This is a genomic window from Enterobacter cloacae complex sp. 370H10 (assembly GCF_050031535.1).
Lineage (GTDB): Bacteria > Pseudomonadota > Gammaproteobacteria > Enterobacterales > Enterobacteriaceae > Enterobacter > Enterobacter intestinihominis.
This window is the reverse complement of sequence record NZ_JBLGWG010000001.1, coordinates 4,179,354-4,194,600: the sequence shown is the minus strand read 5'-3', so window position 1 is coordinate 4,194,600 and position 15,247 is coordinate 4,179,354. Positions and strand designations below refer to the sequence as shown.

The 15,247-nt window shown below is 49.8% G+C and carries 15 protein-coding genes and 4 pseudogenes; 11 read left to right on the top strand and 8 right to left on the bottom strand.

All coding sequences use genetic code 11. The features are described 5' to 3' along the window. Positions 1-3: 3 nt before the first annotated feature. Entirely contained in the window at positions 4-1,437 is a 1,434-nt protein-coding gene (locus ACQG2Q_RS20655; protein WP_001288432.1) for a DNA cytosine methyltransferase, read from the bottom strand. 98 nt (positions 1,438-1,535) lie between these two features. Here ACQG2Q_RS20655 and ACQG2Q_RS20650 point away from each other — a divergent pair. Continuing rightward, positions 1,536-1,808 (top strand): annotated as a pseudogene (locus tag ACQG2Q_RS20650) (IS1 family transposase); the annotation flags it as partial. Positions 1,809-1,818: 10 nt separating this feature from the next. On the opposite strand, the gene ACQG2Q_RS20645 reads toward ACQG2Q_RS20650, so the two are convergent. From ACQG2Q_RS20645 to tet(A), 5 genes are all read right to left on the bottom strand, one after another. Continuing rightward, the gene (locus ACQG2Q_RS20645; protein WP_001749967.1) at positions 1,819-2,025 is read right to left on the bottom strand and encodes a hypothetical protein; all 207 of its coding nucleotides are present in this window, start codon (positions 2,023-2,025) and stop codon (positions 1,819-1,821) included. Positions 2,026-2,029: 4 nt separating this feature from the next. Then, positions 2,030-2,467 (bottom strand): restriction endonuclease, encoded by a 438-nt coding sequence (locus ACQG2Q_RS20640; RefSeq protein WP_020325134.1) that lies wholly within the window; start codon positions 2,465-2,467, stop codon positions 2,030-2,032. 88 nt (positions 2,468-2,555) lie between these two features. Next, positions 2,556-3,260: an IS6-like element IS26 family transposase gene (locus ACQG2Q_RS20635; protein ID WP_001067855.1), complete on the bottom strand. Its 705-nt coding sequence runs from the start codon at positions 3,258-3,260 to the stop codon at positions 2,556-2,558. A 36-nt stretch (positions 3,261-3,296) separates the two neighbouring features. Continuing rightward, positions 3,297-3,800, bottom strand: coding sequence for a shikimate dehydrogenase family protein (locus ACQG2Q_RS20630; protein ID WP_013851371.1), 504 nt, complete (start codon positions 3,798-3,800; stop codon positions 3,297-3,299). A 514-nt stretch (positions 3,801-4,314) separates the two neighbouring features. Continuing rightward, entirely contained in the window at positions 4,315-5,514 is a 1,200-nt protein-coding gene (tet(A), locus tag ACQG2Q_RS20625; RefSeq protein ID WP_031942321.1) for a tetracycline efflux MFS transporter Tet(A), read from the bottom strand. Positions 5,515-5,641: 127 nt separating this feature from the next. On the opposite strand from tet(A), the gene tetR reads away from it, so the two are divergent. Further along, positions 5,642-6,283 (top strand): tetracycline resistance transcriptional repressor TetR, encoded by a 642-nt coding sequence (tetR, locus tag ACQG2Q_RS20620; RefSeq protein WP_013851373.1) that lies wholly within the window; start codon positions 5,642-5,644, stop codon positions 6,281-6,283. Positions 6,284-6,646: 363 nt separating this feature from the next. On the opposite strand, the pseudogene ACQG2Q_RS20615 reads toward tetR, so the two are convergent. Then, positions 6,647-6,850: pseudogene (locus ACQG2Q_RS20615) on the bottom strand (DDE-type integrase/transposase/recombinase); the annotation flags it as partial. A 254-nt stretch (positions 6,851-7,104) separates the two neighbouring features. On the opposite strand from ACQG2Q_RS20615, the gene ACQG2Q_RS20610 reads away from it, so the two are divergent. Both ACQG2Q_RS20610 and ACQG2Q_RS20605 read left to right on the top strand, forming a co-directional pair. Next, positions 7,105-7,809 carry an IS6-like element IS26 family transposase gene (locus ACQG2Q_RS20610; RefSeq protein WP_001067855.1) on the top strand — a complete coding sequence of 235 codons (705 nt, stop codon included), beginning with the start codon at positions 7,105-7,107 and terminating at the stop codon, positions 7,807-7,809. 54 nt (positions 7,810-7,863) lie between these two features. Beyond that, positions 7,864-10,757: pseudogene (locus ACQG2Q_RS20605) on the top strand (Tn3 family transposase); the annotation flags it as partial. 36 nt (positions 10,758-10,793) lie between these two features. On the opposite strand, the pseudogene ACQG2Q_RS20600 reads toward ACQG2Q_RS20605, so the two are convergent. Next, positions 10,794-10,964 (bottom strand): annotated as a pseudogene (locus ACQG2Q_RS20600) (TnsA endonuclease N-terminal domain-containing protein); the annotation flags it as partial. Positions 10,965-11,718: 754 nt separating this feature from the next. Here ACQG2Q_RS20600 and ACQG2Q_RS20595 point away from each other — a divergent pair. From ACQG2Q_RS20595 to ACQG2Q_RS20565, 7 genes are all read left to right on the top strand, one after another. Further along, positions 11,719-12,099 carry a hypothetical protein gene (locus ACQG2Q_RS20595; protein WP_001371925.1) on the top strand — a complete coding sequence of 127 codons (381 nt, stop codon included), beginning with the start codon at positions 11,719-11,721 and terminating at the stop codon, positions 12,097-12,099. Positions 12,100-12,156: 57 nt separating this feature from the next. Next, the gene (locus ACQG2Q_RS20590; protein WP_000490639.1) at positions 12,157-12,780 is read left to right on the top strand and encodes a hypothetical protein; all 624 of its coding nucleotides are present in this window, start codon (positions 12,157-12,159) and stop codon (positions 12,778-12,780) included. Between the two features lie 45 nt (positions 12,781-12,825). Then, a complete protein-coding gene (locus tag ACQG2Q_RS20585; protein WP_000019450.1) occupies positions 12,826-13,806 on the top strand; it encodes an IS5-like element ISKpn26 family transposase in 981 nt (326 codons plus the stop codon). Next, positions 13,788-14,006, top strand: a complete 219-nt coding sequence (locus tag ACQG2Q_RS20580; protein ID WP_306307795.1) for a hypothetical protein — start codon at positions 13,788-13,790, stop codon at positions 14,004-14,006. The genes ACQG2Q_RS20585 and ACQG2Q_RS20580 overlap by 19 nt, the downstream gene beginning before the upstream one ends. Positions 14,007-14,081: 75 nt before the next feature. Beyond that, on the top strand, positions 14,082-14,537 hold the full coding sequence (locus ACQG2Q_RS20575) for a hypothetical protein (RefSeq protein ID WP_000916941.1): 456 nt from the start codon (positions 14,082-14,084) through the stop codon (positions 14,535-14,537). Then, positions 14,509-14,814: a hypothetical protein gene (locus ACQG2Q_RS20570; RefSeq protein ID WP_223152485.1), complete on the top strand. Its 306-nt coding sequence runs from the start codon at positions 14,509-14,511 to the stop codon at positions 14,812-14,814. Before ACQG2Q_RS20575 ends, ACQG2Q_RS20570 begins: the two co-directional genes overlap by 29 nt. Positions 14,815-14,839: 25 nt before the next feature. Continuing rightward, complete coding sequence (locus ACQG2Q_RS20565; protein ID WP_001100635.1) at positions 14,840-15,133, top strand: hypothetical protein; 294 nt, start codon at positions 14,840-14,842, stop codon at positions 15,131-15,133. The last annotated feature ends 114 nt before the right edge of the window (positions 15,134-15,247 follow it).

Genomic DNA, 15,247 nt, shown 5'->3' with positions numbered 1-15,247 from the left:
CGATCAGATTCGTTCAACCTTGCACGAATCGGCATTAACCGCTTTCAGGATATAAGGTTCAAGCAGTTTGGCTACGGCTTCAAACACGGGCACCACTACGGAGTTACCGAACTGCCTGTACGACTGAGTGTCTGACACAGGAATGCGAAAAGGCCTGCCATCTACTTTTTCAAAACCCATAAGGCGCGCGCACTCTCGCGGAGTCAGCCTGCGGGGCCGATGCGCCTGATTTTCTTCGTTCGCGAAGTCTGTTTCACCTGTGGCCATATCCCAGCCACGGTCTATCAGAATTTCAGACCCGTCTTTGTGATAGCGAGCAGAAAGCGTACGGGCAATGCTTTCTTTATTTTCAGGATTAACGAGGCCAAAACCGAATCCGTTACCCTTAGCTGCGTGCTTTTTGGCGTAGTTATAGAGATACTCCCAGAGTTTCGGCGTCAGTATATATTTGCTGTCAACCACGGGTTCCAGCAGTTCGCCAAATGACGGACGCTGTTCCGGATAAAAACGACTAATATCGCGCAGGGTAAAGCCCTGGTGAATGTTCAGATCACGGCGGAAACCGACCAAAACGATACGTTCTCGGTGCTGAGGTAAAAAGTGCTTTCCGTCGATAACTTTAGGATCGTTTTTGCCCATCTCAGCTGCATCCGCAACTTCATAGCCCAGTTCGTCGAGGGTATCCATGATGACTTTAAAGGTTTTACCCTTGTCATGGCTCTTCAGGTTTTTAACGTTTTCAAGAACAAAGATGGCAGGTTTTTTTGCGCGGATAATACGCGCCACATCGAAGAAAAGCGTTCCCTGAGCCTCACATTCGAAACCATGCGCGCGCCCGAGCGAGTTTTTCTTGCTTACGCCCGCAAGGCTAAACGGTTGACAGGGGAAACCTGCTAGAAGTACATCATGATCCGGCACATGCTCATTAATGTAAGCATAGGCATCGTTTTCAGGTACTTCAGGTTTATCACTGAGCGTGACTTCACGAATATCGAGATTGAAAGTGTGTTCCTGAGCATCGTTAAACCAGTTAGCTTTATATGTGCGCACAGCCTCTTTATTCCATTCACTGGTAAAAACGCACTGGCCACCGATGGTTTCGAAGCCCTTCCGTATACCTCCAATCCCAGCAAACAGGTCAATAAACCGGAAGGCATAGTCAGGGTGATGTGCAGGCGCTTCCGGAAGCATTTTTCGTAGAAGTTCCTCTTCGGCTAACGTCAGCGTCTTAGGTGAGCACTTACCATTAATCCAGCGATTAAGAGTCTCGCGACTCCACTCATTTTTACCAACTTTTCTAAGCAGTTCAGCCACGTACTTCTGGTCATAGATTTCCAGCACCTGCCCGAGCAGCTTTTTATCATTTTCCTGTCGCAGTTGTTCTTCCGCTTCTGCTTTCTCAAGCAGATCCTGCGCCAGTAATTCAAATTCAGACATATTGCCTCCATTGGGTCTTATGGGTGAAACTGTATCACTCATTTGACCCAGATTGAATGTTTTTATCTGGATATTTAAACAGGTTTATTGTTAGGTAACGCACGTTGGCCACGCTGGAGCGTCTTCTGGGCCTGCTGTCGGCCTTTGAGGTCGTGGTATGGATGACGGATGGCTGGCCGCTGTATGAACCCCGCCTGAAGGGAAAGCTGCACGTTATCAGCAAGCGTTACACTCAGCGCATTGAGCGACATAACCTGAATCTGAGACAACATCTGGCAAGGCTGGGACGGAAGTCACTGTCGTTCTCAAAATCGGTGGAGCTGCATGACAAGGTCATCGGGCATTATCTGAACATAAAACACTATCAGTAAGTTGGAGTCATTACCGGTTCTCTTTGTCTTTTAGTGATTCTATAAACCTCATTACGTCTGAATATAAAAATCTATTATTTGATTTATGTGGCTCATGAGGTTGTGGGATGGTCTTGTTTTTGAATGTGCCAGTTTTCTTAATGGCAAAGATTAACTCACCTTCTGTTATTCCTAACATTTCAGCAAATGTTTTTGCTTCTATAGTTACTGACTTCATTTAATTAACTCTCATGGTATCGATTTTCTTTACCGGCATCTTTAACAATGGTGCTCGTTTCTAGTGTTGCTGCGGTACGCTTCATCATCGTCTGCGGGGCGGTTGCGATAGTGAAGGAGCTGCCGGGCGTGAGCAAATCTATCAGGCGCTGGCCGCTGATAATCTCCATCCGTTCACTGGCAATACTGACAGATTTTGAACCTGCGCCGGTTTTCCCGGTATGGCAAAACAGACCGCGACAGTTATGACGTTTAAGCAACTTCTCGAACTCCTGTACGTGCTGTAAAGCAATATGGCCGCGATAGCGTTTAGCCTGAATAAGATAGCGATATTTTCCTATTATTACCTGGCCGTCAATGCCTCCATCGCCGGTATAGCGTTTGTTTCTGATGGTTCTGAAGCCATGCGCTTCAAATCCTTCCAGCAACAGTTCTTCAAACACAAAAGGATCAATTTTCCTCAGGTAGTTAATTTTTTGGGCACTGTTGCAAAGTTAGCGATGAGGCAGCCTTTTGTCTTATTCAAAGGCCTTACATTTCAAAAACTCTGCTTACCAGGCGCATTTCGCCCAGGGGATCACCATAATAAAATGCTGAGGCCTGGCCTTTGCGTAGTGCACGCATCACCTCAATACCTTTGATGGTGGCGTAAGCCGTCTTCATGGATTTAAATCCCAGCGTGGCGCCGATTATCCGTTTCAGTTTGCCATGATCGCATTCAATCACGTTGTTCCGGTACTTAATCTGTCGGTGTTCAACGTCAGACGGGCACCGGCCTTCGCGTTTGAGCAGAGCAAGCGCGCGACCATAGGCGGGCGCTTTATCCGTGTTGATGAATCGCGGGATCTGCCACTTCTTCACGTTGTTGAGGATTTTACCCAGAAACCGGTATGCAGCTTTGCTGTTACGACGGGAGGAGAGATAAAAATCGACAGTGCGGCCCCGGCTGTCGACGGCCCGGTACAGATACGCCCAGCGGCCATTGACCTTCACGTAGGTTTCATCCATGTGCCACGGGCAAAGATCGGAAGGGTTACGCCAGTACCAGCGCAGCCGTTTTTCCATTTCAGGCGCATAACGCTGAACCCAGCGGTAAATCGTGGAGTGATCGACATTCACTCCGCGTTCAGCCAGCATCTCCTGCAGCTCACGGTAACTGATGCCGTATTTGCAGTACCAGCGTACGGCCCACAGAATGATGTCACGCTGAAAATGCCGGCCTTTGAATGGGTTCATGTACAGCTCCATCAGCAAAAGGGGATGATAAGTTTATCACCACCGACTATTTGCAACAGTGCCAATTAATTCTCCAACCTGTTTGGCGGCCATAGCATAAGCAATAGCTGAGCCAGCACCGCCTGTTCCAGCTAGATAGACTCTTTTACCTGTCACATCGAAGCCTCTTTTCAAAAGGCTCGATACGAAACCTTCACCATCGAGCATATCCCCATGTAGTTGGCCCTGAGCATTCCTCCTGATGACGTTGCATCCTCCGATTGCCATAGCAGATTCACTGGCTGAATCAATTAATGAAAGCGCATGTTGTTTGTGAGGCATCGTTATAATGGCACCACGAAAATTCTGAATACATTTCAGACCATTGACAGCGGTTTGCAGACCTACAGAGTTTATATGGAGAGGGACCATCAAAGTGTCGGGGATTTGTTTTTCAAGGATGGCGGCATTTATCATGAGTGGAGCGCTGACCTGAGCGATCGGGTCACCTATGATCGACAACAGTTGCAATTTACCACTAACAATACTGAGTTCATTCATCACTGATACCCGTATGTAAAATAAATTAACCAGACTATTTTACATAGGATTACATGAAAGACTGGTTTAATGGCAAGTAGAAATGCTGTATCAGCCACCTCAACAGGGGAAGACACATCTACATACAGTGATTGAAGGTTACGCCTTCAAATGCTCATATGTCAATAACGTAATTAGAGAATTTGTAGAAACCTACATGTCAGGCTTATTGCGAGATATAATAGATTTAAATTGTACTTTTAATACCTGATACAACGATAAATCTCCAAAATTTGGTGTAAATAATTATCTCATCTGTATTTTTTAGTGGAACATTCGTATTGTCCTGTCCCCCGTTGACTACACATTCTGAAGTGAGGGATGTCTGTTCTTAGAACGAAGCGGACAAGATGGCTGGGTTAGAGGTCCGCTGTGAGCGAAAAGCAGTCCTAATATTGCTGTACTTGTTGTGATTGAAAGACGGGTAGCCGGAAGTCGCCTTGACCCGCATGGCATAGGCCTATCGTTCCCACGATCAGCGATCGGCTCGTTGCCCTACGCCGCTCCAAAACCCGCGACGCAGCGCCGGCAGGCAGAGCAAGTAGAGGGCGGCACCTGCAATCCATGCCCACCCGTTCCACGTTGTTATAGAGGCCGCATAGATCGCCGTGAAGAGGAGGGGCCCGACGATCGAGGTCAGGCTGGTGAGCGCCGCAAGAGATCCTTGAAGCTGCCCCTGACGTTCCTCATCTACCTGCCTGGACAACACTGCTTGCAGCGCCGGCATTCCGATGCCACCCGAAGCAAGCAGGACCATAATCGGGAACGCCATCCATCCCCTTGTCGCCAAGGCAAGCAGGATGTAGCCTGCGCCGTCGGCAATCATTCCGAGCATGAGTGCCCGCCTTTCGCCGAGCCTGGTGGTTACAGGGCCGGTGATCATTGCCTGGGCGAGTGAATGTAGAATACCAAATGCGGCAAGCGAAATGCCGATCAAGCTCGTGTCCCAATGAAAGCGATCCTCGCCGAAGATGACCCAAAGCGTGGCCGGCGCCTGTCCGACGAGTTGCATGATGAAGAAGACAGCCATCAGGGCGGCGATGACGGTCATGCCCCGGACCCACCGGAACGAAGCGAGCGGGTTGAGAGCCTCCCGGCGTAATGGTCGACGTTCGCCTTTGTGCGACTCCGGCAAAAGGAAAATGCCCATCAGGAAATTGAGGCCATTCAAGGCTGCTGCGGCGAAGAACGGAGCATGGGGGGAGAAACTGCTCATCAGCCCACCGAGCACAGGTCCCGCGACCATCCCGAACCCGAAACAGGCGCTCATGAAGCCGAAGTACCGCGCGCGCTCATCCCCATCTGTGATATCGGCAATATAGGCGCCGGCTACCGCACCAGTCGCCCCGGTGATGCCGGCCACGATGCGCCCGATATAGAGAACCCAAAGGAAAGGCGCCGTCGCCATGATGGCGTAGTCGATAGCGGCGCCGGACAGCGAGACGAGCAAGACCGGCCGCCGGCCGAAACGATCCGATAGCGCACCCAGCACAGGCGCGCAGGCAAATTGCATCAACGCATACAGCGCCAGCAAAATGCCATAGTGGGCGGTGACGTCGTTCGAGTGAACCAGATCTCGCAGGAGGCCCGGCAGCACCGGCATAATCAGGCCGATGCCGACAGCGTCGAGCGCGACAGTGCACAGTATTACGATCAGGGGTCTGTTGGGTTTCACGTCTGGCCTCCGGACCAGCCTCCGCTGGCCTCCGGACCAGCCTCCGCTGGTCCGATAGAACTCACGGATCCTTTATCACTGATAAGTTGGTGGACATATTATGTTTATCAGTGATAAAGTGTCAAGCATGATAAAGTTGCAGCCTAATACAGTTATCCGTGTCGCCCTGGACCTGTTGAATGAGGTCGGCGTAGAGGCTCTGACGACACGCAAACTGGCTAAACGGTTGGGGGTTCAGCAGCCGGCGTTATACTGGCACTTCAGGAACAAACGGGCGCTGCTCGACGCACTGGCCGAAGCCATGCTGGCGGAGAATCATACGCATTCGGTGCCGAGAGTCGACGACGACTGGCGCTCATTTCTGATCGGGAATGCCCGCAGCTTCAGGCAGGCGCTGCTCGCTTATCGCGATGGCGCGCGTATCCATGCTGGCACGAGACCGGGCGCACCGCAGATGGAAGTGGTCGACGCGCAGCTTCGCTTCCTCTGCGAGGCGGGTTTTTCGGCTTGGGACGCCGTCAATGCGCTGATGACAATCAGCTACTTCACTGTTGGGGCCGTGCTTGAGGAGCAGGCCGGCGACAGCGATGCCGGTGAGCGCGGCGGCACCATTGAACAGGCTCCGTTGTTGCGGGCCGTGATAGACACCTTCGACGAAGCCGGTCCGGACGCAGTGTTCGAGCTGGGGCTCGCGGTGATTGTCGATGGATTGGCGAAAAGGAGGCTCGTTGCGAGGAACATTCAAGGGCCGAGAAAGGGTGACGATTGATCAGGACCGCTGTCGGAGCGCAACCCGCTCACTACAGCAGAGCCATATAGACAACATCCCCTCCCCCTTTCCACCGCCTCGTGCGCCTGGCGGGCAAGAGCCAGGGCGGCCGTCTTCACATTCTGCCCTGCGCAGATAAGATAGATTTAGCGTGGACTCAAGGCTCTCGCGAATGGCTCGCGTTGGAGGCTTTCATTGATACTTGTGGGGCACCGCAGGGAAATACCGGCTATGTCGTGCTGCGCATCGCAGCCTGCGCCCTTGACTTGTCTCGCCTCTCGGGACTCACCCCTTGATACTGAACAATATCGCCAGCAGCTTCAGTCCTGTCCCGATAACCACCCCGTGGTATCCACTCCGATTTCAGACTGCGGAACAGTCATTCTGCAAAGCATTATCCCAGCAGTTCCCGCTGCGGCTCATGCTGAGCATCATTCCATATTGAGCGGCCAGAATCCGGTACGGCAGGCTGCAATATTGGGTTCCCTGGTCCGAATGGAAAATTATACCTCCCGGGCAACCTCGGCCCTGCCAAGCCATTGCCAGCGCTTGTTTTTGCAAGCAGGCTGTTTGCTTCTGACGAGAACGCCCAGACCACTAATTTATCTGTATATATTCAAGTTTCATCTTGTTTCCCCATGTAAGTATCCCTGCAAAACGAACCATTCACTTTTAGAGATCCTCCGACATACTAATTATGTCCTCTGAGGAGATCTCCATGCGTAAAGTCCGATTCACCGAGCTGCAGACATTCGGCCGGCACTGTTGCAAATAGTCGGTGGTGATAAACTTATCATCCCCTTTTGCTGATGGAGCTGCACATGAACCCATTCAAAGGCCGGCATTTTCAGCGTGACATCATTCTGTGGGCCGTACGCTGGTACTGCAAATACGGCATCAGTTACCGTGAGCTGCAGGAGATGCTGGCTGAACGCGGAGTGAATGTCGATCACTCCACGATTTACCGCTGGGTTCAGCGTTATGCGCCTGAAATGGAAAAACGGCTGCGCTGGTACTGGCGTAACCCTTCCGATCTTTGCCCGTGGCACATGGATGAAACCTACGTGAAGGTCAATGGCCGCTGGGCGTATCTGTACCGGGCCGTCGACAGCCGGGGCCGCACTGTCGATTTTTATCTCTCCTCCCGTCGTAACAGCAAAGCTGCATACCGGTTTCTGGGTAAAATCCTCAACAACGTGAAGAAGTGGCAGATCCCGCGATTCATCAACACGGATAAAGCGCCCGCCTATGGTCGCGCGCTTGCTCTGCTCAAACGCGAAGGCCGGTGCCCGTCTGACGTTGAACACCGACAGATTAAGTACCGGAACAACGTGATTGAATGCGATCATGGCAAACTGAAACGGATAATCGGCGCCACGCTGGGATTTAAATCCATGAAGACGGCTTACGCCACCATCAAAGGTATTGAGGTGATGCGTGCACTACGCAAAGGCCAGGCCTCAGCATTTTATTATGGTGATCCCCTGGGCGAAATGCGCCTGGTAAGCAGAGTTTTTGAAATGTAAGGCCTTTGAATAAGACAAAAGGCTGCCTCATCGCTAACTTTGCAACAGTGCCCTTTCATCAACCTGCGTAGGGGCAGGCATAACCGGTTGGGAATTGCCCTTCAACTCACAACTGCCCGCTTTCTGGGAACCTTCTTGTCCGATCTCATGCAAATACCGCCCGGTGTCCAGTTTTATGTCGCAAGGCAACTTAACATCCGCTATCCAGAGATCATTTCCCGCTATGCTCAAAGGGAAAACACACGTTGGGAGCACCACGGGCTTATCAGGCAGCACTATAGCTATCATGATTTCGGTGATTTCCCGTGGTCGTTCAGACTGAAGCGATTGCTGTATACCCGTGCATGGCTCAGTAATGAACGCCCCGGACTGATGTTCGATTTTGCCACCGCGTGGTTGCTTCAAAATAAAGTGTTGTTGCCAGCCGCATCCACCCTGACGAGAGTCATTGGTGAAATCCGTGAGCGTGCGACCCGCCGCTTGTGGCGAAAATTGGCCGCGCTGCCAAACCGTTGGCAGACCGCACAACTGGCTGGGTTACTTGAAATCCCCGAAGGACAGCGACTCTCAGTGATGGAGCACCTAAAAAGAGGCCCTGTCACTATCAGCGGCCCCGCGTTCACTGAAGCACTTGAACGTTACACTCGCCTGCGCAGCCTGGAGTTTTCCTGTCTGAATTTCACTGGGCTGCCCGCCATACAGCTCCGCAATCTGGCACGCTATGCCGGAATGGCATCGGTGAAATATATCAGCAGAATGCCAGAAGAACGGCGGCTGGCGATCCTTACCGCATTCGTGAAAGCGCAAGAAATCTCGGCGCTGGACGAGGCCGTTGACGTGCTGGATATGCTGATCCTCAATATTACCCGGGAGGCGAAGAAAACCGGGCAGAAAAAGCGACTTAGGACGCTCAAGGATCTTGACCGCGCGGCGTTGCTGCTGGCGCGGGCATGCGCACTTTTACTTGATGAAGATACCGCCGATGATTTGCTGCGAAAGACCATATTCAGCAGTGTGTCTGTCGCCAGACTGGCAGAGTCCGTGGAAAAAGTGAATGAACTGGCCCGCCCCCAGGATACAAACTTTCAGGATGAAATGGTGGAGCAATACGGACGGGTAAGGCGTTTTTTGCCCGCACTACTGCGCGATCTGCACTTCCGTGCGGCCCCAGACGGTGAACATACCTTGGCTGCCATCCATTACCTGGCAGAGCTAAACGGCTCGAAAAAACGGATCCTGGACGATGCACCTGAACATATCATTTCAGGCCCTTGGAAACGCCTGGTGTACGATGCTGACGGTCGGATACAGCGAGCAGGTTACTCGTTGTGTCTGCTGGAGCGACTTCAGGATGCGCTACGCCGTCGTGACATCTGGTTGGAAAACAGCGATCGTTGGGGTGATCCGCGCCAAAAACTTCTTCAGGGGGAGGAATGGCAGGCGCAGCGGGTTCCAGTCTGCCGGGCATTGGGTCACCCCACTAATGGCAGTAAAGCATCGGAGCAATTGGCCGCTCAGTTAGATGAAACCTGGAAAACGGTGGCATCACGTTTTGATCGCAATACCGCCGTGGACATCTGCAATGAAGGTAAACATCCTTCGCTGACCATCAGCAGCCTGGATAAATTGGATGAACCACCGGCGCTGATACAACTGAGCAGCCGAGTCAGACAATTGCTTCCACCCGTTGACCTGACAGAACTGTTGCTCGAGATTGACGCCAGAACTGGCTTCACCCGTGAATTCAGCCATGTCAGCGAGTCAGGTGCCCGTGCGCAGGATCTGCATATAAGCCTGTGTGCGGTGATGCTGGCTGAGGCCTGCAATATCGGACATGAGCCGCTGATCAAGCACAATATCCCTGCACTGACTCGCCATCGTCTGAGCTGGGTGAAACAGAACTACATCCGAGCAGAAACGCTGGTTAGCGCCAATGCGCGGCTGGTTGATTTTCAGTCCTCGTTAGCGTTGGCAGGATACTGGGGGGCGGGGAGGTAGCCTCCGCTGATGGTATGCGTTTTGTCACGCCAGTGAAAACGGTGAATTCTGGCCCCAACAGAAAATACTTTGGTTCAGGGCGCGGCATCACCTGGTACAACTTTGTCTCTGACCAATATTCGGGTTTTCATGGCATAGTGATTCCTGGAACACTGCGGGATTCCATCTTTGTGCTGGAAGGGCTACTTGAGCAACAAACGGGACTAAACCCGGTTGAAATCATGACGGACACAGCAGGTACCAGTGACATTATCTTTGGCCTGTTCTGGCTACTGGGATACCAATTTTCACCTCGTCTGGCGGATGCGGGTGAGGCTGTGTTCTGGCGGGCCGACAAAGCAGCGAATTACGGGGCGTTGGACAAACTGGCGCGGGGTTGTGTTGACCTTTCTAAAATCGAAAGCCACTGGGATGAGATGATGCGGGTTGCCGGTTCGCTGAAGCTGGGCACTATTCATGCGTCAGAACTCATTCGATCGCTATTGAGAAGTACCCGACCGTCAGGGCTTGCTCAGGCAATAATGGAGGTCGGAAGAGTTAACAAGACACTGTATCTTCTCAACTATATTGATGATGAGGACTATCGTCGCCGGATCCTAACACAGTTGAACCGGGGTGAAGGCCGCCATGCCGTTGCAAGAGCCATCTGCTACGGTCAGCGTGGCGAGATCAGAAAACGTTACCGCGAGGGGCAGGAAGATCAGTTGGGTGCGCTGGGTCTGGTGACAAACGCAGTGGTGCTGTGGAATACGCTTTATATGCAGGAAGCCTTGTCGCACCTGCGCAGCATCGGGGAAGGGCCAGAGGATGAACATATCGCGCGGCTTTCGCCTCTGATGCACGGTCATATCAACATGCTGGGACATTATACGTTCACACTACCGGAGGATATTATGAAGGGGGAATTGAGGCCGTTAAATCTCAATTTAAACAATGAATTATCTCCTTAGCGTGGTTTTTTACATCATTGGCCCTCAAACCCCATGATGATGGTTTCGAAACGTCTTAAGGCCAAAGACTATCGAACGGTTTCCACGGGATTTAACGTCCTGAGCTCTAAGCCAGGGCTGATAACTTTGGCCATAGCCCACTCCTATGCCGTCACCTAGCGCATTTTCATAATCCAAATAGGATTTGAGACGCCTACCCCTACCCATGATCGTACCCAAAAAACGACATTGATACGTACCTATATGTGCATTTTATAGTCTCCAACCCTATAACCACACATTCAGTAAGCATACAACATTAGCGTCGTTTTTTGAGAATGGTTACAACTTTAGTGCTTTGTGTACAACTTTATTGTCTTCGGACAGTAGGACCCTCTAAAACCAATAGAATTTACGTAGAAACGCGTTTAGTAAAGGCTTTACTAATTACTAATGACTAACATATTAGCACTTTCAGATCTGTCAGCAATAACCCCGGGCGGCGAAATAATGAGAAGAGTTCTTCCGGAGAGCCTTTTCTTTCTATCTGATTGATTTTTAACACTTTTAAATGTCAGCTTTATGTAAACCTGTGGGATTTACTCCTAATTAAATCCCATAGTATGAAAATTAGGCATTTGCAAACCTTAATGACGTGACGTTGTCACGTAAATCAATGGAATTTAGTCTCTAGTAAAGAGTTAACTAGTGACTAACTGCCTGATCGGTGTGCTTGAACGGTGCACTTCAGGCCGGATATAAAAATTGATGAGAGATATACAGAAAATGATGGACCGGCTTAATAAGCCAGCCTTTCTTGGGATGATTGATGATGTTGAACACGCTATAAAGCGAAAATGCCCCTTTTTAACCTATAGGTTGGGCACTATGAGTAAGATACAATCAAATCGCCAGTCAGATGGCTAATTTCATTTTGACCAAAGCGGGCTATTTCAAGCGTTATCGCTGAGACGAGGCTTCAATGACAAGTACACTTGACCCATCACACAAGCAAATTGAAATGTGGCGCAGAGCTACCGGTTCCGAAGGTGGACTCAACGAATACCGCAACTGGGTTCTGGAAAATAGTATGAGATTTACAGCATACGGTATCCATACCGTTATCGTCGAAGGTGAGGCGAAGCATATAACAGCGCTTGATGATGTTACCCTCTGTAACGAGTGGGCGAAGCTTAAAAGAGAAAACAATAGGCTTTACGCAGCAAATGAAAAAATTTGCTCTGGCTGGCGTGGTTTTGTGTTGCGTTTGTTAGGAATAACACTGTCATGCAGAAAACCGGTCATCTTACTGGGGGCAGACGCGAAGAATCAAAATGATGCCGTGAAAGGGGCTGATTTGTAATTTTCAGGCGAGCCCACCGTTCTTAGAAAGCTGTTCTATGGGTATGTAAGGAAGATAATGTTCTCTGAACGCTCAGTACACTTAATCACTTCCTGTACAAAGGGCAAGAATCATCAGGGCCACGTCTGGCCGACATTGGACATAGATCCAAAACAAACCCCGGACGACGCAGCATATGCCTGGAGTAACATTGTAGACGACGCCAGAAGTAATCAGGCGGTACCGGCATTGTCCTTGTATTCAGGTAATCACTGGTCTACGGCAAAGGAAATTTTAAACTCAACCAGAAATCTGGAGTTGTGGATAATCTCTGCCGGGATGGGGTTTTTAAATAGTCGAGATCGGGTGCCCTCTTACGAGGCGACATTTCATCAAGTACCATTCAGGCATGATCTCTGGTGGAAAGCCATCACAAAATCACTAGGAAAGCATAACCGTTGCGCAACTATAAGCCAGTTAATGCAGTCCAGTCCGAATGATGAATATTTGATTGCGGCTTCGCCTGTTTATATTGCTGCTGTCCAGAATGACATCCTGAAGGGCATTGAGAGTTTGACTCATCCTCTTACGCAACTAACGATCGTGACATCAGGGGCATATGCTGGCCCACTTGAAGAATACTTAATTAAGAGTTCTTCTAGGATGATGAAAGAGCTAGGGAAGGTGCGAACAAGTTCCTGATATGAGATCATCATATTCATCCGGAGCGCATCCCAGAGGGACATCATGAGCCATCAACTCACCTTCGCCGATAGTGAATTCAGCACTAAGCGCCGTCAGACCCGAAAAGAGATTTTCCTCTCCCGCATGGAGCAGATTCTGCCATGGCAGAATATGACCGCTGTCATCGAGCCGTTTTATCCCAAGGCGGGCAATGGCCGACGGCCCTATCCGCTGGAGACCATGCTGCGTATTCACTGCATGCAGCATTGGTACAACCTGAGCGACGGTGCCATGGAAGATGCCCTGTACGAAATCGCCTCCATGCGCCTGTTTGCCCGATTATCCCTGGATAGCGCCCTGCCGGATCGCACCACCATCATGAATTTCCGCCACCTGCTCGAGCAGCATCAACTGGCCCGTCAATTGTTCAAGACCATCAATCGCTGGCTGGCCGAAGCAGGCGTCATGATGACCCAAGGCACTTTGGTGGATGCCACCATCATTGAGGCACCCAGCTCTACCAAGAACAAAGAGCAGCAACGCGATCCGGAGATGCATCAGACCAAGAAAGGCAATCAGTGGCACTTTGGCATGAAGGCCCACATTGGTGTCGATGCCAAGAGTGGCCTGACCCACAGCCTGGTCACCACCGCGGCCAACGAGCATGACCTCAATCAGCTGGGTAATCTGCTTCATGGAGAGGAGCAATTTGTCTCAGCCGATGCCGGCTACCAAGGAGCGCCACAGCGCGAGGAGCTGGCCGAGGTGGATGTGGACTGGCTGATCGCCGAGCGTCCCGGCAGGGTAAAAACCTTGAAGCAGCATCCGCGCAAGAACAAAACGGCCATCAACATCGAATACATGAAAGCCAGCATCCGTGCCAGGGTGGAGCACCCGTTTCGCATCATCAAGCGGCAGTTCGGCTTCGTGAAAGCCAGATACAAGGGGCTGCTGAAAAACGATAACCAACTGGCGATGTTATTCACCCTGGCCAACCTGTTTCGGGTGGACCAAATGATACGTCAGTGGGAGAGATCTCAGTAAAAACCGGAAATAACGCCAGAAATGGTGGAAAAAATAGCCTAAATAGGCTGATTCGATGTGTTTGCGGGAAAAAAATCGGCCCAGATCCGCGAAATTTTAATCAGCGAGTCAGCTTGGGAAGAAATGACCTGCTTATTCGCACCTTCCCTAGAGTGCAATATGGTGTGCCTGAATATAAAACTGGCTCAATACATACTTAAAAGTGGTAGTCGTTAGAACTAGACTGTTAATGATACAATTCTCCTGTTATTTTATTTTTATAAAAGGTCTCAAATATGCTCAAAAACAGATTTTCTTTATTGTGTCTTGCTGTGGCATCGTCACTTACTCTTACTGCTTGCGATGTAGTTGATGCTGCCTATGACGAGACTTTAAATGATAATGCACCCGAAATTGTAATAGCTGGAGGATTCAAAATTGATATCCAAGGTAATGCAGTTCCGGTTGAGGGATATGATAATTGCTCTTTGAATACTCTTCAGGGAAGCGTTGATACGGATAAATCAAATTGTATTGTTCTGGATAGAACACGTAAAAAAGTACCGGTTCTAGTTCATTTGTCATCCGGTCCCGTCAAAGAAGAATGGAAGATCGAGCACCAGGTTGAAAAAACCAAATCCGGCAAAAATTTCATCCAAACTCGTATGATTAGACCTGACGGTAACTTTGTAGTGCCTGCATCCTCAGAACGAGGGATCTTTAGTGGCAAACATTACAGTCAAGCCAGCTAAGTCAAGTCTATCCGTTCAAACAGAAAAAGGTTTCTTAAAAATGACGTTATCCGCTGCATTGCAAGGCACTTTTAAAGAGATGAGGAAAGACAATACAGTAGGCATCACAGTTCAAACTTGTTCAGATATTTTTGACAGCAATGTTCCTCCGGCTTATGTTTTCTGGCTTTATCGTCTCAAAGCGGGAGAAACTTTGCCGCGCGGAAGGTTCTTCAGAAAAAGAAAGCCAATCATCAATGTTATGGCAGTTGTTCATGATGCTGCATTCGAAAAATAACTGCGCTATCAGGAAAGTTACTTTTATGAACGTAATTGCAGCTGGAATTTTTTGCTTTATTTTTTACCCTACAGCTTTCGCTTATGCTTGTTATAAAAAGAGATGGCTAGAGTGGATTTTTCTTACTTTAATTATAATTTTTGCTTCTGCCATTTCGATTCAACAATACAATGAAGCGAATTTTGTAAGTGAGTTAAATTACCCTATGTTTATCTCCGCCATATATGGCCTGTCACTGGCATGGTTTCCTTTTCCGATTGCTTATGTTGTTCTGCGCTTCCTTCTTGATGATTTACAGCATGAGTACCCTAAACAGTGAGCAGATTTTAAGACTCATGAACAACATCGAAAGCACGAAACAGTCTGCACAAGGAAGATAAGGAGTATTCTTAGCAAGATATCTTTGTACCTGAAGACATAAAGCTGGCATCTT